Source organism: Luteitalea pratensis (assembly GCF_001618865.1).
GTDB classification, from domain to species: Bacteria; Acidobacteriota; Vicinamibacteria; order Vicinamibacterales; family Vicinamibacteraceae; genus Luteitalea; species Luteitalea pratensis.
In genome coordinates this window covers 4170800-4187756 of the sequence record NZ_CP015136.1, presented here as the reverse complement: position 1 = coordinate 4187756, position 16957 = coordinate 4170800, and the positions used below count along the sequence as shown (strand labels likewise).

The window sequence follows — 16957 nt, the reverse complement described above, 5'->3', positions numbered from 1 at the left end:
CCTCCCCCGCTGTGCCAGTCGCGGTGAACATCGACGGCGTGTTGTACGGCCAGGACAATGCCAGGGTCTCGGTGTTCGACCATGGCTTCCTGTTCGGCGAAGGTGTCTACGAAGTGCTCCGCACCTACGATCGCCGGCCGTTCCTGTTCCCCGAACACATGAAGCGGTTGAGGGCGTCAGCCGCGCGCATCGCGTTGGCGTGTCCGCTGACCGACGAGGCGCTGCTGGCGCGTATCCGCGAGACCGTGGCAGCGGCGGTACTCGAGGGCGACGCGTACGTGCGGATCCTGCTCACGCGCGGCGAAGGCGAAATCGTGTACGACCCGAAGGCATGCCCCTCTCCCACGGTCGTCATCATCGTCAAGGCGCATGCCGATCCGCCCGCGGAAGCCATGGTCAATGGTGTCGGGCTCTCGCTCGCCTCAGTGGTTCGCAATCATCCTGGCAGCGTCGACCCGGCGATCAAGTCGAACAACCTGCTGAACAACGCGCTGGCCATGCAGCAGGCCTATCGCGAAGGCGCCTTCGAGGCGCTGATGAAGAACCATCGCGGTGAGCTGTGCGAATGCGCCCAGTCCAACATCTTCTTCGTGCGTGACGGGGTGCTGCTCACGCCACCCGTGGATGCCGGGCTGCTGGTCGGCGTGACGCGGGGGTTCGTGCTGGAACTGGCGGCCGCGTCGGGCCGACGCACGGAAGAACGCGTGCTGCTGGAGGACGACCTGGCCTCCGTGCGCGAGGCCTTCCTCACCAGCACGACGCGAGAGATCGTCCCGGTGGTCCGAATCGGAACGTACACGATCGGCGAGGGCCGACCCGGGTGCGTGACGCGCCAGTTGATGGACGCCTTCACCGCCGGCGTCCCCGGACGGCTCACATAAATTGAAATTGGAAATTTCAGAATCTCAGAATTTCAATACCACCACCAGCCTCGAGCTGCTGACAATGGTGGTGAACTTCTGAAATTCTTGAAATTCTTGAAATTTGGATGCGTCAGGCCCCGACGGTCTCCTCGGCGTACTCGGTCATCGGCGGGCATGCGCAGACCAGGTGCCGATCGCCGAACGGATTGTCGATGCGGCCAACCGTCGGCCACACCTTCATCGTGCGCAGGTACGGCAGCGGGAACGCCGCCAGGCTGCGCGGATACGGCCGCGTCCATTGGTCGGCCATCACCACGGCCGCGGTGTGCGGGGCGTGCTTGAGCACGTTGTCGTTCGGGTCGACGGTGCCATCGATGACCGCCTGGATCTCGGCACGGATGGCCAACATCGCATCGCAGAACCGATCGAGTTCGTCGCGGTCTTCGCTCTCTGTCGGCTCGATCATCAGCGTGCCCGGCACCGGGAACGACACGGTCGGCGCATGGAAGCCGTAATCCATCAGGCGCTTGGCGACGTCCATCTCGTCGATGCCCGAGGCCTGCTTGAGCGGCCGCAGGTCGAGGATCAACTCGTGCGCCACGCGCCCCTCACGGCCGGTGTAGAGCACGGCGTAGGGGCCTTCGAGCCGCGCCTTGATGTAGTTCGCGTTCAGGATCGCGTAGCGCGTCGCCTCGGTCATCCCGTCGCCACCGAGCATCGACATGTATGCGTACGAAATCAGCAGGATGAGCGCGCTGCCCCATGGGGCGGCCGAGATCGCATGGATGCCACTTGCACCGCCGCCAGTCGTGACGACCGGGTGTGACGGCAGGTACGGCGCCAGGTGCCGCGCGACACCGATCGGCCCCATGCCCGGGCCGCCGCCGCCGTGCGGAATCGCAAACGTCTTGTGCAGGTTGAGGTGGCACACGTCGGCGCCAATCAGCGCCGGGCTCGTGAGTCCGACCTGGGCGTTCATGTTGGCGCCGTCCATGTAGACCTGGCCACCGTGCGCGTGGACGACCTCGCAGATCTCGCGGATCGCGTCCTCGTACACGCCGTGCGTCGACGGGTACGTCACCATCAGCGCCGCGAGCGTGTCCTTGTGCTGCTCGGCCTTGGCGCGCAGGTCGCCGAGATCGACGTTGCCGTTCGTGTCGCACGCGACCACGACGACCTTCATGCCGGCCATCACCGCGCTCGCGGGGTTGGTGCCGTGGGCCGACGAGGGGATGAGCACAACCGTGCGGTGGCTGTCGCCCCGCGCACGGTGATAGGCGCGAATCACCATCAACCCGGCGAGTTCGCCCTGCGCACCGGAGTTGGGCTGCAGCGACACGGCGGCAAAGCCCGTGATGTCGCACAACATCCGCTCGAGGTCGCGGAAGATCTCCTGGTAGCCCGACGCCTGCTCGACCGGCACGAACGGGTGCACCGCGGCAAAGCCAGGCCAGGTGATCGGCAGCATTTCCGCCGCCGCGTTGAGCTTCATCGTGCAGGAGCCGAGCGGAATCATCGACGTGTCGAGGCCGATGTCGCGCCGCTCCAGGCGACGAATGAAGCGCGTGATCTGCAGTTCCGAGCGGTGCTCGGTGAACACGGGATGGGTCAGGAACGACGACCTGCGCCGCAGGGTGACGGGCACCGGCGACGGCGCCGTCTCATCGAACTGCGTTCCCCGCCCCACCACCTTTCCGAACACGTTGGAAATCGCCAGCACATCATCGGACGTCGACGTTTCGTCGAGGCTGATGCCGATCGATCCGTCTGCGAGGTACCGGAAGTTGACCTGCGCGGCTTCGGCGGCCGCGCGCAGCGTCTCGGCATCGACGCCGGAGACACGCAGCGTGTCGAAGTACGCGGCGTTGTGCAGCGTCAGGCCCATCGCGGTGAGGGCTGCCGCGAGTTGCGTGACATGTCCGTGGATGCGGATGGCGATGTCGGTCAGGCCCTCGGCGCCGTGGAACACCGCGTAGAACGCCGCGATATTGGCCAGCAGTGCCTGCGCGGTGCAGATGTTGGACGTCGCCTTCTCGCGCCGGATGTGCTGCTCGCGCGTCTGCAGCGCCATGCGGTAGGCCGATCCGCCCTGGGCATCGACGGACACGCCGATGATCCGGCCCGGGGATTGGCGGACGTAGGCCTCGCGGGTCGCGAAAAACGCCGCATGCGGTCCGCCGTAGCCGAGCGGCACGCCGAAGCGCTGGGCCGAGCCGTACACGACGTCGGCACCGAGTTCGCCGGGGGGCACGAGCAACGTGAGCGCGAGCAAGTCGGAGCCGACGGCCACCAGGGCACCGGCCTCGTGTGCACGCGTGATGATCGGCGCGATGTCGCTGACCGCCCCGTGTCCATCGGGGTACTGCACCATCACCCCGAACACATCGTCTGCAATGGCGTCGGCGTCAGCAACGAAGTCGACCCGCAAGCCGAGCGGCTCGGCGCGGGAGACGAGGAGTTCGCGCACCTGTGGGAACACTTCGCCGATGACGAGCATCCGCACCGCGGACGCCGGCTTCTTGCTGACACGTCGCAACAGCGTCATCGCTTCGGCCGCGGCGGTCGCCTCGTCGAGCAAGGACGCATTGGCGACGTCCATGCCGGTGAGGTCGCTGACGGCCGTCTGGAAGGTCAGCAGGGCCTCGAGACGCCCCTGGGCGATCTCGGCCTGGTACGGCGTGTACGGCGTGTACCAGCCCGGGTTCTCGAGCACCATGCGCTGGATGACGGCAGGCGTGTGGGTGTTGTAGTAGCCGGCGCCGATGAAGGACCGGAATCGCGCATTCTTCGCCTCGAGCGTGCGCAGGCGGGTCAGGAAGGCGGCTTCGGTCTCGGCCGGAGGCTCGATGAGCGGGTCGGGCCGCCTGATGTGCGAGGGCACGACCTGATCGATCAGCGCGTCCAGGGTCGGCACGCCGAGGTCGTGCAGCATGCGGTCGCGGTCCTCGGGTCGGGGGCCGATGTGGCGAAGGGCAAACGCGTCGGTGGCCGCTGGAGTCATGTGGAACAGGGTCTTGTGCTAGGGGAACGGCCGGCGTTCGCGCCGGCCGGGACCATGGGTATCAAGGCACGTCAGGAGATGGGCGCCGCGCCGGCGACACCACGTCGTACGAGATCTCCGGGGCCCGGTTTGGAAACGCGGCGCGGTCAGCCGACCTGCTGCGTGTAGGCCGCCGCGTCGAGCAGGGCGGCGAGGTCGCCCGGGCTGCTCGGACGAACCCGGATGATCCACGATCCGTGCGGGTCGCTGTTGACCTGCTCGGGCGCGCTCGTCAACGCGTCGTTGATGGCCACGACTTCCCCGGCGACCGGCGAGAACAACTCCGACACGGCCTTGACCGATTCGATGGTGCCGAACACCTCGCCCTGGGCGAGGACACGGCCCACCTGCGGCAACTCGACGAACACGACGTCACCGAGTTGCTGCTGGGCATAGTCGGTGATGCCGACGTCGGCGGTGTCGCCGGTCGTGCGGATCCACTCGTGGTCCTTCGTGTACTTCAGGTCGGCGGGATACATCGCGGGATCAGCTCCTCGGCCGCTTGTAGAACGGCATGGGGACGATACGGGCGGCAGCGAGCCGGCCGCGCACGTCGACGTGGATCTGGCGATCGGGCTCGGCCATGGCCGCGGGCACATAGGCCATGCCGATGGCCTTCTTCAGGAACGGCGTCTGCGTGCCGCTCGTGACGGTTCCGAGGGCCTCGCCATCGATCATCACCGGATAACCGTGGCGGGCGATGGCACGGTCGACCATCTCGAGGCCGACGAGTGTCCGATCGGCGCCGGCCGCTTTCTGGGCGCGCAACACCTCGGCGCCATTGAACGCGTCCTTCTTCCAGCCGACGATCCAGCCGAGTCCCGCCTCGAGTACGGTCGTGGTCTCGTCCATGTCGTTGCCGAACAGGCGCATGGACGCCTCGAGGCGCAGCGTGTCGCGGGCGCCGAGACCGGCCGGAATGACGTTGGCGGCTTCGCCCGCCCGCAGCATCGCCTGCCAGACGTGCGCAGCCTGGGCCGGCGGCACGAACACCTCGAAGCCGTCCTCGCCGGTATAGCCGGTGCGCGAGATCGTGACGCGCACGCCGGCGACTTCGCCGGTGGCGAACCAGTAGTACTTCATCTCCGCCAGCGGCACCGACGTGAGCGTCTGCAGCACTTCCAGCGCTGCAGGCCCCTGCAACGCCAGCAGCGCGTACCGGTTGCTCGTGTTCACGGCCGGGGCGTCGGCGAACTCGGCCACCTGGCCGCGGATCCAGGCGTAGTCCTTCTCGATGTTGGACGCGTTGACGACAAGCAGGAAGTGGTCGTCGGCCAGGCGATACACGAGCAGGTCGTCGACGAACGTGCCGGCTGGCGTCGTGAGTGCGGAGTAATGAATCTGCCCGATGGCGAGGCGCGCGGCGTCGTTGGAGGAGATCTTCTGGACGGCCGCAAGGGCGTCGGCGCCCGCGATCTCGATCTCGCCCATGTGGCTCACGTCGAACAGGCCGGCCCGTGTCCGGACGGCCATGTGCTCGTCGGTGATCCCGGAATACTCGACGGGCATGTCCCAGCCGCCGAACGGCACCATGCGAGCCTTGTGGCCGAGGTGCGTGGCGTGCAGCGGGGTCTGCTTGAGGGCGGTCTGGGTGTCGGACATGCCGTGAAGGGCGCGGTCCGGGTGGACCGCAACCCTTCAACAATACAGCCTCAGGGGCAGACGCTCAAGAAAGGGGACGCGCCTAGGTGTTGGGGAGTGCCGTGCCCTTCACCTTGATGTTGCGGAAGTACACGGTGTTGCCGTGATCCTGCAGCAGCAGATGGCCGCTCTTGGCCTGCCCGAATCCGGCGTACTCCTTGTACTTGCTGATGGCCACGAGTTTCTTGAACGACTCGCTCGCGCGGTCGAACTCGATCAGCTTCGTGCCGTTGAGCCAATGCTCCACTTTCGTTCCCTTCGAGACGATGTGGGCGGTGTTCCATTCGCCAATCGGCTTGACCGGCTTGGTGGCAGGCGCAGCGATGAGGTCGTACAACGACCCGAACGTCCGGTTGCCATCACGCCCCGCCTTCGCGTCGGGATGCACGGCATCGTCCAGGAGCTGGAACTCGAGGCCGATCGCCGAGCCACGTCCGGGGGTGCCCAGCTTCTCGGTGACGAAGTACTTGATGCCGCTGTTGGCACCCTTGGTCAGCTTCACGTCGGCCTTGAGTTCGAAGTCGCCGTACTCGTCCATCGTCACGATGTCGCCGCCGTGGGCCGATTCGGCGCCGCCGGACTCGACCACCGAGAGCAGGCCGTCCTTGACCACCCAGCCCTTGTCAGGGAACGCGTCGGCGTGGGCGTTGCGCCATCCCTTGGTGGTGCTGCCGTCGAACAGGAGGCGCCAGCCCGCAGCCTTTTCCTGCGCATTGAGCGTGTTGTCGGCCTGAGCCGCAGCGACCGCGGTGCCGCTCGGAGCGGCGGGGGCGGTGGCCAGCAAGCCGGCGCCGAGCGCGGCGGTCGCGGCAAGCGCGACGAGAGAGACCTGTAAACGGGAAGTCGTAGCAGATTGCGCCATGAAGCACTCCTCCGCCGCACATCGTGTCGGCCTCGCGTGATGCGATATCTCCGCCACTGTAGTGCACTCGCTCCTAGGTGTCGAGCCTGGCCGCAGGCCCTTCGTGGAGCACGATCGCGGGCCGTCCGCCTTCCGGGCGGCGCGGTTCGTAGGTGGAAGGGGTTCCCGCTCCGGTGATGGCCGCTGGCGGCTGCGCGCTCGACGATGTGCCGCGTCCGCGCCTGAGATCGCGGCGAGGTCCGGTATAGGCGAGGAAGGCGCATAGCGTGTGATAGCTGATGCCGAGGATTCGACAGGCCTCTCGCTTGTTGCCGCCGGCCTGCCTGAGGACGTAGCGCGCGTAGCGGCTGCCCCAGCCTCTCATGGAGTCGTCACCACAATCGCTCGGCACGAAGGCCTCACGATAACGGCCAGTCACGACCTCCGGCAGATCGGGGACATCGATGACGTGCGACTGCGCCAACGTGATGGCGCGTTCGATCACGCGCTCCAGTTCGCGCACGTTCCCGGGCCATTCGTAGACCATCAGCGCTTCGATCGCATTCCCCGACAACCGATACGGCTGTCCGCCCGACGATCGCTGCAGGATCGCCTCCACGAGGTACGGAATGTCGTCTCTTCGGGCACGCAGGGGCGGCACGGCGATTTCGATCGCGTTCAGGCGATAGAACAGGTCACGACGGAACTCGCCGCTTCGGCTGAGCGCCTCGAGCGGACGGTTGGTGGCCACCACGATGCGGACGTCGACGCGGCGACTGCCGTGGCCGCCGACTCGTTCCACCGTCGGGTCCTGGATGACTCGCAGCAGCTTGGCCTGCGCAGACGACGAGAGGTCCGAGACTTCGTCGAGAAACAGCGTGCCCCGGTCGGCCAGTTCGAACTTGCCGCGCCGGCCTCGTACACCGGTCGCCGTACGTTCCTCGATCCCGAACAACTCCGCCTCGAGCAGGGACTCCACGATAGCCGCACAGTTCAGCGGCACGAAGGGCCCGTCAGCGCGATCACTCAGCGCGTGTACGCGTCGGGCGACCAGTTCCTTGCCCGATCCGCTCTCGCCCTGAATCAGGACGATGAAGTTCTTCCCCGCCGCGCGCGCAATGCGTTCGTGGAGTTGACGCATCACCGGCGTGGTGCCGACGAGATCCCCCTGGTTCAGGCTCATGGCGCGCAGGACGTGCCTGGTGTCGGCCTTGCGTTCCAGGTCGCGCAGCAGGGGCTCGAGCGCCTGCAGCACGCCGACCGCGGGACTTGCGGCCGCGAGCTCGTCGGGGCCTCCTGTCGCCGTCAGCCGCAAGGTCTCGGACCCTCCGGGCACCACCGCCCGGCCGTGGCCGAGGTCCAGGGGCTCGCCTGCCAGATGCAGAGTCGGATGGCCGAGGCCGAATGCCTGGGCCATCAGCCGCTCGAGGCCTTCGCGTGCCTGAGTCTCGGCCCGGAGGATCACGATCGCCTGCTGCAGGAACCGGGTCAGAGACGATGACAAGTCGGCGCGGAGGGCAGGCATCGACGGAGCACGGTCGGTCATGAGCAGATCCCCAGGGGCATGGCCAGCCGCGGCTGAGATCGGATGGGCCCGTGCCAGTCAGCGCTTCCAAGCCGCGCGCCAGGACGCCGCGGCCGCGATGGCCCTTTCGACGAGGGGGCGTCAGCGATGAGGGTGAGTTGATGTCCGGGCGAGACGGGCGATGTGTACTTAGTACTCATGGCTCCAGCGGCCCTCGACGGCCCACGCGGCTTCGTACTGCACCCCCTGCCTGCTCAGCCGGCACACAACGCACCGCACCACGAACGCGGACTGGACGACGAGTCCGCCGGCCAAAGGCAGGCGCAGGGGCATGGCTCGGCCTGGTCGCACCGCCTGCGACAGACGGCAGCGCAGGCCGTGCGGGGACGTGTCGATGATTTCCAGGACACGCGCGCCCGGCACCTGCGGCTCCGGCCCGTGGCTCTGTGCCGGCGCACCTCGCCGCTCTTCCCGTCGTCTCTCGTTGATCACGAGGGCGGCCATCAGCAGGTCTCCCATGTGCCACTCGTTCCGAGGCACGACAGGCGAATCCGTTGCGTTGTCCCGAGGACACGGATGGCGTAGGCCCGGTCCCCGCGGCCAGCCACGTACACCGACCCCGCGGCACTGGTGCCCCGGGGCGTGAAGACCAACCGCGACGCCACCCCGAGCTGGATTGGCGTGCTTCCCCGCGGCACCGTCCCTGTGCCGTCGGCGCCGGGCAGATCGCGCGTCACGGCAAGGCGCGCGCGCCCCTCGCGAAAGACCAGCGTCCAGGGCGTCTGGGGCGCATCGATGCCGAGGCTGACGTCGGCGGTGGTGATCCCATTGCCGTTGCCGTCGGCCAGCACCCTCCAGCGCTCCGGCGCCTGCAGGTCGAACTCCACGGCGAGGCTTCGGCGCTGCCGCCGCGCTTGCTGGGCCACGCCTCGCAGGTCGGCGGTCAACCCCCGCGCGGCCTCCCGGCTGGCGCGAGCGTCCCGCAACTCGCTCAGCGTTCGCCACGCACCGCCGGAGACGATAGCGAGCAGGCCGAGGACCAGGACCAGTTCGGGTAGCGAGGCGCCCCGGGAGGGACGCCTCGGCTCGCGGCGATCAGTTCTTCGAGGCCTTCGCATCGCCCTGGCCGCTGATGGTGAGCAAGGGACGCAGCTTCAGGAAAGACTTCTCGCCGATGCCCTGGACGTTCATCAGGTCCTCGAGCTTCTTGAAGGGCCCGTTCTTGTCGCGGTAGGCCACGATGCGCTGCGCCATGCTGGGGCCGATCCCGGGCAGGGCCTCGAACTGCGCCACGGTCGCGGTGTTGACGTTGACCGACTGCGCCGGCGCAGCCGGACGCGCGTCCTGCACGAAGGCGTAGGCGGCCGGTAACGTGACAGGGGTGGGGGGATGGGACAGCGCAAGCAGCAGGACAAGCATCGAACCGGTCATGGCATTCCTCCTCGGAAGCGCGGCGCCCGTGGACAGGCGTCGCGAGGTGGTGTGCGCGACTCCGGCATCGCCGGGAAGTTGGCCCGCAATCAATCGTGCGATGGTGCCGGGCCGCGCACGCGCTGTTCCAGAGCAAGGCCCACGCCAGCTGTCGCGGTAGGGACGTACGACACGCGTAACCCATGGCCTACGTAGGAGTTGAGGCCGGACGGACGCCGCAGTGCGTGGACGCCTGGCCACCAGGAGACGCCGACATTGCGTGAACTCGGGGAGACATCGGCAACTGGTGTTACCGGGCCACCTTGACGGCGACTGCGAGTCGCACGACTGGCCACTGCCGGACAGAGTCCGGCAGCTACAGGTCCAGGAGAGTCGGGCAGTTACGGGTCGAGCAGGAAGGACGGAGACGATGATGCGCGCGGCAGTGCGTCGTGCTCGTCCTTGAGGGCGACGCCAGACAGCTCGCGGCGACGTGCCTCGCGAAGGAGGCCGACCAGCCGCACAGCAGCGTCGCCGTAGTCCAGGCCTTCGGGGCGGATGTTCGAGAGGCAGTTGCGCTCCGCGTCGGTACGCCCCGGCACGGGCTCCCAGGTGAGATAGGCACCAAGGCTGTCGGGCGAACTGAGTCCGGGGCGCTCGCCAATCAGCACCACCACGAGTCGGGCGTGCAGAGCCTCTCCGATCGCATCGCCGATCGCGACGCGGCCCTGCTCCACTACCGCGACGGGAGCCACGCTCCACGTCGCGCGGACGGCCGGTTCTGACCTGTGCTCCTGTACTCCTGTGTTCCTGTGTTCCTGTTCCGGCGCAGTACGGGCGCCGGGCAAGGCCGTCAGCACCTCTCGCAGGAACGGCGCAGCGTGCCGATGGATCGCGTTCGACGAAAGTCCATCGACCACCGCAAACGCGACATCGAAGCGGTCAGCGCGATACGGCAATCCCAGGGCGTCGATCGTGCGCTGCGACACCTCGTCCAGCCGCCGTCCGAGGTCCGGTCGCTGAAGGTACGTGGCGCGATCCACCGCGGCACTCCGGAGGACCAGCGTCGTCAGGCCAAGCGCCGCCAGTTCGCCTCGCACCCGGGCGACGTCGAGGGGGTCGTGTACCGCGTCGCGGGCGCGGGCATGCGCGAGTTGGAACGCGAGGTGCGTCATGGTCGGCAGACTCACGCCGGCTCGACCGAGCCCGACGTGGGCGGGCGTGAACCGTCGCAGTGCACTCCACGGGTTGGCAATCACGGGCTCACGGGGCAAGGCTTCACGTCTCAATCTCAGGTCCGGGCGGCCGGAAACATGGGTAACAGATTAGTCCGGGAACATGGGTAACAGTTGGTTGGGGCCTGTGAAGGCGGTGCCGACCGCGGTCTGTGCGGTCGGGACGGCCTTCACAGGCCGGCGCTCACGGATGCTGCGCGGGCGGCAGCGCCGTGATGGTGCGAGTGCGATCATGAACACGCCCCAGACTGACCGACGCAAAATGCAGCGTCCAGACCCCATCATCGACCGCTTCGAGGGCGACCGACTCGCCGTCGAGTACTTCGGTCAGAAACAGCGGCGCGCCGCCCCAGGCGATGCAGCCATTGCTGTCCACGCGGCGTACCTCCCAGTGGCCGGGATACACGAGGGCCGGGACTCGCGCCGGCAGCGCGCGCGGCGAGGGCTGATACACCGTCGCGGGCGGCTGATTGTCGAGCGCTTCATGGGGGCGGATGCCGTTGTACTCGCGGCAGAACGTTCGGAAGCGCTCCTGTTGCGCGCGCGCGGTCCGCGCGGGCGGCCGGGTCGTCTCGGCCTTGAGCACGCGGTGGAACTGTTCATGCGACCCATTCTGATCGGGGCGCCCAAGGCCGGTGCGCTCCGGGACAATCCCGAGCCGCATCCACCAGACATTCAGCCGCGAGAGGCGGCCCAGGCCCGGCCCGGCAAACGGGCTCCCATTGTCACTGCGGATCCGCTCGGGCAGCCCATAGGCCGCGAACGCGCGCGCGAAGCAACGGCGCGTCTCCGCGGTCGTGCGGCTGAGCAGGGCATCGCAGCGCAGCACATACCGACTGAAACCGTCGCGCAGCGTCAACGGATAGCAATAGGCGCGGTCTCCCGTGCGGAATTCGCCCTTGAAGTCGGTCGTCCACGTGACGTTGGGCCCGGTGAGGGGCGCCAGCCTGTGGCTCCCGTGCGGCACCGGCCGCCGGCGCCGGCGCGGCACGATCAGCCCGTGGCGCTGCAGCAGATCACACACGGTCGATCGACTCGGCCACGCGGCGTCGGGCTGCTGCCGGCGCCCCAGCGCCAGCAGCTTCTTGGCCCCCCACTGCGGATGACGCCGCCGGACGCGCAACAGGGCCTCCACCAGCGCCGGGGCCGTCGCCGCCGGATGCTGATGCGGCCGACGCGAGCGATCCCCCAACGCCGCGGGCCCCGCCGCGTCGTAGCGGGCGACCCATTTGTACGCCGTCTTGCGGCTGATGCCGTACTGGGCCGCGAGCGCCGTCATGGTGAACCGATCCGCCAGGTACTCACTGATGAACTGCACACGTAGATCCACAGGTGACTTCTCCCGCCACGGCATCGCGTTCCTCCTGCGACACCATGGCCGAACGTGTTACCCATGTCTCCAGACTGCTTTGTCACCCATGTCCTCGGACTGAGCCGTCTCAGGTCTCAGGTGTCAGGTCTCAGGTCTCCAGTCTCACGCTCAAGACTCAGACATCATTGCGAGACCGGGGTTCGAGGTGCAATGCGCGCGCGAAGGCCGGGGGCAGCCCTCCTGCGTGCTCCAGCAGACGCGCCCCGCTTCCGGGCGCGAAGATGGCCATCCGCTCGAGCCACGCCTCGAACTCCGGCGCCGGCCGCAAGCCGAGGACGCGCCGCGCGTACAGCGCATCGTGGAACGACGTGCTCTGGTAGTTCAGCATCACATCGTCTGCACCGGGCACGCCCATGATGAAGGTGCAACCCGCAGCGCCAAGGACGGTGAGCAGGACATCCATGTCGTCCTGATCCGCCTCGGCGTGGTTCGTGTAGCAGATGTCCACGCCCATCGGCAGGCCCAGCAGCTTGCCGCAGAAGTGATCCTCGAGCCCAGCGCGCGTGATCTGCTTGCCGTCGTAGAGGTATTCGGGCCCGATGAAGCCGACCACCGAGTTCACGAGGAGGGGGGCGAAGTGCCGCGCCACGCCGTACGCGCGGGCTTCGAGCGTCTGTTGGTCGCAGCCGTGATGCGCGCCGGCCGAGAGCGCGCTGCCCTGCCCTGTTTCGAAGTACATGACGTTTTGCCCGGGACCCTCTGCAAACGTCGCGCCCCGATGCAACGAGAGCGCCGCGTCCCGCGCCTCGGCCAGTAGCGACAGCGACACGCCGAAGCTCGCGTTGGTGCCCTGGGTGCCGCCGATTGACTGGAAGACCAGGTCCACAGGCGCCCCGCGCTCGATGGCCCGGAGCGTACTCGTCACATGCGTCAGCACGCAGGCCTGCGTGGGCACCTCGTAGCGGGTGATGACGGCGTCGAGCATCTCGAGCAACCGCACCACGTGCGCGACGTTGTCGAGCGCAGGGTTGATGCCGATGACGGCATCGCCGCTGCCATAGAGCAGGCCGTCGAGCACGCTGGCAGCGATGCCCGCGAGGTCGTCGGTCGGGTGGTTCGGCTGCAACCGCGTCGCCATACGCCCAGCGAGGCCGATGGTATTGCGGAACCGGGTGACGACACGGGCCTTGCGTGCCGCCAGCACGAGATCCTGCGCCCGCATGATCTTCGCGACGGCTGCCGCCATCTCTGGTGTGATACCCGGAGCCACGCGTGCCAGCACGTCGCTGTCCACGTCGTCGGAGAGGAGCCACTCGCGGAAGCTGCCGACGGTCAGGTGGGCGATCGGTGCGAACGCGGCCGCGTCGTGGCTGTCCACGATGAGGCGCGTGACCTCGTCGGCTTCGTAGGGAACGAGGGCCTCCTGGAGGAACGCGCCGAGCGGGACGTCGGCCAGGGCCATTTGCGCGGCGGCGCGCTGGACGGCGGATCCGGCGCCGACACCTGCCAGCCGGTCACCCGAGCGCTCGGGTGTGGCGCACGCCAGCAGTGTCCGCAGGTCGTCGAACACGTGACGCGTGCCGTCGATCACGTGCGCGTAGGTCGCCATTGCTCGACCGTCCTCAGTGGGCGCCAGAGGTCGTCTCGCCCGTGCCGCGGACGAGAAGGTACGCGCCCAGTCCGGCGGCCATCATGAGACCGAACCAGAGGGCCACCTGGGGGTTGTAGTAGACCATCGTGAGCAGGCAGATCACCGCGCACGCGAGCGCGAAGCCGGGAACCCACGGGTACCCGGGGGCGCGGAACGGCCGCGGCAGGTCCGGCTGGCTCCGCCTCAGGCGGAACAGGCTCGCCATGCTGATGATGTACATCACGATCGCGCCAAACACCGACATGGTCACGATCGTGGCCGTCAGCGTCTGCCCGGCGATGTGCACCAGCCCGTCGCTGAAGACCGCCGCGAGGCCGACGACTCCGCCAGCGAGGATCGCGACGTGCGGCGTGTGAAACCGCGGGTGGATGCGTGCGAGGACGTGCGGCAGGTAGCCGGCACGAGCCAGCGCGAACATCTGCCGCGAGTACCCGATGATGATGCCGTGGAACGAGGCCACGAGGCCGAAGAGCCCGAGCCACAGGAGCATGTGCAGCCAGCCGCTGTCGGCGCCCACCACCCGCTTCATCGCCTGCGGCAGTGGATCGTTGATGTTGGCCAGCTGCGTCCAGTCGCCGACACCGCCGGCAAAGACCATCACCCCTGCGGCCAGGACCAGGAGCGTGATGATGCCGCCGATGTAGGCGCGCGGAATCGAGCGCTTCGGGTCGTGGACCTCCTCGGCCGCCATTGCGACGCCTTCGATGGCCAGGAAGAACCAGATCGCGAATGGCAGGGCTGCGACGATGCCGCCGATGCTGGCGATCGAAAATGTGTCGCGGCCGGCCCAGCCGCCTCGCAAGAACGCCTGCAGGGAGAAGCCCGGAGCGACCACACCCATGAAGACCAGCAGCTCGAAGATGGCGACCAGCGTCACCACGAGTTCCACGCTCGCTGCGATCCGCATGCCGGCGATGTTGAGGGCCATGAACACGCCGTAGGCACCGACGGCCACCCAGCGTGGCTCGAGCCACGCGTACTGCACGTGCATGTAGGCTCCGATGGCAAGGGCAATGGCGGGCGGGGCGAACAGGAACTCGATGAGGGTGGCCAGGCCGGCCACGACACCGCCGATCGGGCCGAACGCGCGGCGGCTGTATTCGAACGGGCCGCCGGCGTGCGGGATGGCGGTGGTGAGTTCCGTGAAGCTGAAGATGAACGTGGCGTACATCAGGGCCACGAATGCCGACGACACCAGGAAGCCGAGCGTGCCCGCCGAGGCCCACCCGTAGCTCCAGCCGAAGTACTCGCCGGAGATGACGAGGCCCACCGCGATGCCCCAGAGTTGGAACGTCCCCAGGGTCCGGGTCAGCGTCGGCGCGGGCGCCCCGGGTGCGTTCACGACGACAGGCGACGCCTCACGCGGGCTGCTGCGTCGAGGCGTACCATGCCACCGTCTCGCGCAGTCCCTCTTCGAGCCCGACGAGAGGGCGGTAGCCCAGGAGGTCCCGGGCCAGCGTGATGTCGGCGAGTGAATCGCGTACGTCACCAGCGCGCGTTGGCCCGTACACGGGCTCCACGTGGGCCCCGGTGATCGCCTTCAGCGTGTTGAACAGGTCGTTCAGGGAGATCCGCGTGCCAGTGGCGACGTTGATCACCTTGCCACTCACCGGCGTCTCCGCCTGCGACGCGCGCAAGGCGCCGTCCACGACGTTGGCCACATAGGTGAAATCGCGCGTCTGCCCGCCATCACCGTGGATGGTGGGGGCCTGCCCCTCCACGAGGTACCTGATGAAGAGCGAGATGACGCCGGAATACGCCGACCCCGGATCCTGCCTCGGGCCGAAGACGTTGAAATAGCGGATGGTCACGGTCGAGAGACCGTAGAGGTCGGTGAACATCTTCATGTACTGCTCGCCCACGAGTTTCTGCAGGGCGTACGGCGAGACTGGCGCCGTCGGCATGTCCTCGCGCTTGGGCAGCGTTGCGATGTTGCCGTGGGCCGACGAACTGCCGGCGTAGACGACTCGCCTGACGCCGGCATCTCGTGCCGCGACGAGCAGGCTCAGCGTCGCGTCGATGTTGGCGCGATTGGATGTGATCGGATCGTCGACCGAACGCGGCACCGACGGGATGGCGGCCTGATGGAGGACGTACTCGACGCCCTCGACGGCCTTTCGGGCGAACGCCTCGTCGGCGAGATCGCCTTCGAGGAGCTCGACCTCGTCCACGTGCGCAAGGTTGGTCCGCTTGCCGGTGACCAGGCTGTCGGCGACGCGCACACGGTCGCCGCGCTTGCGCAAGGCCTCGACCATGTGGGAGCCGATGAAGCCCGCGCCGCCCGTCACCAGATAGAACGCCATATCGTCTGCTGTCTCCTGGCCGCGTCGGCGCGACCACCGGGGATTTCGAGCAAGTGCGGCAGTCGTCCGGTAAGCCGAATTCTGTCGACCCGCGCAGCCTTGCAGCCACGCGGGCGGGCGATCATTCCTCTGGGACCGGCATTGCTGACGGCCTCGAGCAACCTACCCGGAGGCTTCGGACGGGCCGTCCTCGAGCGCCTCCCTATTTGGTCTTGCTCCGTGCGGGGTTTTGCCTGCCACGTCCGTTGCCGGCCGCGCGGTGCGCTCTTACCGCACCTTTTCACCCTTACTCGCCTTCGCTCTCGCCCTTGCGGGCTCGAGCTACGGCGAGCGGTATGTTTTCTGTGCCACTTTCCGTCGGGTTGCCCCGCCCGGGCGTTACCCGGCGCACTGCCCTGCGGAGTTCGGACTTTCCTCTGAACAGCGGACTCGCGTCCCTCTGCCAGCGATCGCCTGGACGACTGCCGCGTCTCGATTCTACACGGCGGCCAATCGCCGCTTCAGTGAGACCCGAGCGTGGTCCTCTCGGTGAGTCGCAAGCGTGGCGACTCGTTGCGCCGATGCTCCTCGAGGTAGTCCACACCATCCGCCGTGATCTGCAGCTGCGACTGGTCGTTGCGGACGACCAGCTTCTTCATCACCAGGTACCACGACGAGAACTCGAGGTGCTCGAGCGGCTGCCCCATCAACTCGGCGAGATCGAGCAGCGACAGACCGGGCTTGTGCGGTTCGGTCCGCCGGCGCGAGTAGAGGATCTCGAGCACGACGAGGCGCACCTGCTGCTCGGCCACGTAGTCGCCAGCAGTGGGCGCCCCCTCCGCGACGAACCGCCAGCGCTCCCGGCGAATGCCCGTATGGTTGACGTCGTAGTGCGCGCGCTTCTCGGGATCGTTCAGGACGGCGTACGCGGCCAGGATCTCGCGAAACTTCTCTTCGTTGCCGGTGTCCGGCTGATCCGGGTGATAACGACGCGCCAGGAGGCGGAACACACGGGTGACCGTGTCGGGATCGGCATTCGGACTGATCTGCAGCAACTCGTAGTAGTCGGTCGTCTCGGCGTACACCTGGCCATCCCCCTGCGAGCTTTTCGGCTCGTTGGTCGGCATATCGGCACCCTTCTCGCGACCTTGAACGCT

Annotated in this window: 15 protein-coding genes and 1 other RNA gene; 1 reads left to right on the top strand and 15 read right to left on the bottom strand. The window is 67.8% G+C overall.

Going from position 1 to position 16957, the window contains the following annotated elements; all coding sequences use genetic code 11:
* Positions 1–11: 11 nt before the first annotated feature.
* Complete coding sequence (locus tag LuPra_RS17215) at positions 12–881, top strand: aminotransferase class IV (protein ID WP_157899319.1); 870 nt, start codon at positions 12–14, stop codon at positions 879–881.
* Between the two features lie 112 nt (positions 882–993).
* Here LuPra_RS17215 and gcvP read toward each other — a convergent pair whose 3' ends face one another.
* The 15 genes from gcvP to LuPra_RS17140 form a co-directional block, all read right to left on the bottom strand.
* Positions 994–3864, bottom strand: a complete 2871-nt coding sequence (gene gcvP, locus LuPra_RS17210; RefSeq protein WP_110171881.1) for an aminomethyl-transferring glycine dehydrogenase — start codon at positions 3862–3864, stop codon at positions 994–996.
* Positions 3865–4010: 146 nt separating this feature from the next.
* Positions 4011–4382, bottom strand: coding sequence for a glycine cleavage system protein GcvH (gene gcvH, locus LuPra_RS17205; RefSeq protein WP_110171880.1), 372 nt, complete (start codon positions 4380–4382; stop codon positions 4011–4013).
* A gap of 7 nt (positions 4383–4389) precedes the next feature.
* Positions 4390–5505 carry a glycine cleavage system aminomethyltransferase GcvT gene (gene gcvT, locus LuPra_RS17200; protein WP_110171879.1) on the bottom strand — a complete coding sequence of 372 codons (1116 nt, stop codon included), beginning with the start codon at positions 5503–5505 and terminating at the stop codon, positions 4390–4392.
* 82 nt (positions 5506–5587) lie between these two features.
* Positions 5588–6406, bottom strand: coding sequence for a 3-keto-disaccharide hydrolase (locus tag LuPra_RS17195; protein WP_110171878.1), 819 nt, complete (start codon positions 6404–6406; stop codon positions 5588–5590).
* Positions 6407–6479: 73 nt separating this feature from the next.
* The gene (locus LuPra_RS17190) at positions 6480–7931 is read right to left on the bottom strand and encodes a sigma-54 interaction domain-containing protein (RefSeq protein ID WP_110171877.1); all 1452 of its coding nucleotides are present in this window, start codon (positions 7929–7931) and stop codon (positions 6480–6482) included.
* Between the two features lie 168 nt (positions 7932–8099).
* Positions 8100–8429, bottom strand: coding sequence for a PilZ domain-containing protein (locus LuPra_RS17185; RefSeq protein ID WP_110171876.1), 330 nt, complete (start codon positions 8427–8429; stop codon positions 8100–8102).
* The gene (locus LuPra_RS17180; RefSeq protein WP_157899318.1) at positions 8414–8836 is read right to left on the bottom strand and encodes a hypothetical protein; all 423 of its coding nucleotides are present in this window, start codon (positions 8834–8836) and stop codon (positions 8414–8416) included. The genes LuPra_RS17185 and LuPra_RS17180 overlap by 16 nt, the downstream gene beginning before the upstream one ends.
* A 169-nt stretch (positions 8837–9005) precedes the next feature.
* Complete coding sequence (locus LuPra_RS17175) at positions 9006–9341, bottom strand: ComEA family DNA-binding protein (RefSeq protein ID WP_110171874.1); 336 nt, start codon at positions 9339–9341, stop codon at positions 9006–9008.
* 380 nt (positions 9342–9721) lie between these two features.
* Entirely contained in the window at positions 9722–10594 is an 873-nt protein-coding gene (locus LuPra_RS17170) for an ethanolamine ammonia-lyase subunit EutC (RefSeq protein ID WP_110171873.1), read from the bottom strand.
* Between the two features lie 145 nt (positions 10595–10739).
* Complete coding sequence (locus tag LuPra_RS17165) at positions 10740–11885, bottom strand: helix-turn-helix domain-containing protein (protein ID WP_110168877.1); 1146 nt, start codon at positions 11883–11885, stop codon at positions 10740–10742.
* Positions 11886–12042: 157 nt separating this feature from the next.
* Positions 12043–13476, bottom strand: a complete 1434-nt coding sequence (locus LuPra_RS17160; protein ID WP_110171872.1) for an ethanolamine ammonia-lyase subunit EutB — start codon at positions 13474–13476, stop codon at positions 12043–12045.
* Between the two features lie 13 nt (positions 13477–13489).
* Positions 13490–14860 carry an ethanolamine permease gene (eat, locus tag LuPra_RS17155; RefSeq protein ID WP_110171871.1) on the bottom strand — a complete coding sequence of 457 codons (1371 nt, stop codon included), beginning with the start codon at positions 14858–14860 and terminating at the stop codon, positions 13490–13492.
* A gap of 16 nt (positions 14861–14876) precedes the next feature.
* Entirely contained in the window at positions 14877–15821 is a 945-nt protein-coding gene (locus LuPra_RS17150; RefSeq protein ID WP_110171870.1) for an SDR family oxidoreductase, read from the bottom strand.
* Between the two features lie 54 nt (positions 15822–15875).
* Positions 15876–16286: RNase P RNA component class A (rnpB, locus tag LuPra_RS17145), an RNA gene on the bottom strand.
* Positions 16287–16321: 35 nt separating this feature from the next.
* Complete coding sequence (locus LuPra_RS17140; protein ID WP_110171869.1) at positions 16322–16927, bottom strand: J domain-containing protein; 606 nt, start codon at positions 16925–16927, stop codon at positions 16322–16324.
* Between the last annotated feature and the right edge of the window lie 30 nt (positions 16928–16957).

Excerpts from the sequence above, each read along its gene's own strand:
- gcvP (WP_110171881.1), bottom strand. The coding sequence starts at position 3,864 with ATGACTCCAGCGGCCACCGACGCGTTTGCCCTTCGCCACATCGGCCCC.
- LuPra_RS17190 (WP_110171877.1), bottom strand. The coding sequence starts at position 7,931 with ATGACCGACCGTGCTCCGTCGATGCCTGCCCTCCGCGCCGACTTGTCA.
- LuPra_RS17150 (WP_110171870.1), bottom strand. The coding sequence starts at position 15,821 with ATGGCGTTCTATCTGGTGACGGGCGGCGCGGGCTTCATCGGCTCCCAC.
- gcvH (WP_110171880.1), bottom strand. The coding sequence starts at position 4,382 with ATGTATCCCGCCGACCTGAAGTACACGAAGGACCACGAGTGGATCCGC.
- LuPra_RS17185 (WP_110171876.1), bottom strand. The coding sequence starts at position 8,429 with ATGGGAGACCTGCTGATGGCCGCCCTCGTGATCAACGAGAGACGACGG.
- LuPra_RS17195 (WP_110171878.1), bottom strand. The coding sequence starts at position 6,406 with ATGGCGCAATCTGCTACGACTTCCCGTTTACAGGTCTCTCTCGTCGCG.
- gcvT (WP_110171879.1), bottom strand. The coding sequence starts at position 5,505 with ATGTCCGACACCCAGACCGCCCTCAAGCAGACCCCGCTGCACGCCACG.
- LuPra_RS17175 (WP_110171874.1), bottom strand. The coding sequence starts at position 9,341 with ATGACCGGTTCGATGCTTGTCCTGCTGCTTGCGCTGTCCCATCCCCCC.
- LuPra_RS17160 (WP_110171872.1), bottom strand. The coding sequence starts at position 13,476 with ATGGCGACCTACGCGCACGTGATCGACGGCACGCGTCACGTGTTCGAC.
- LuPra_RS17140 (WP_110171869.1), bottom strand. The coding sequence starts at position 16,927 with ATGCCGACCAACGAGCCGAAAAGCTCGCAGGGGGATGGCCAGGTGTAC.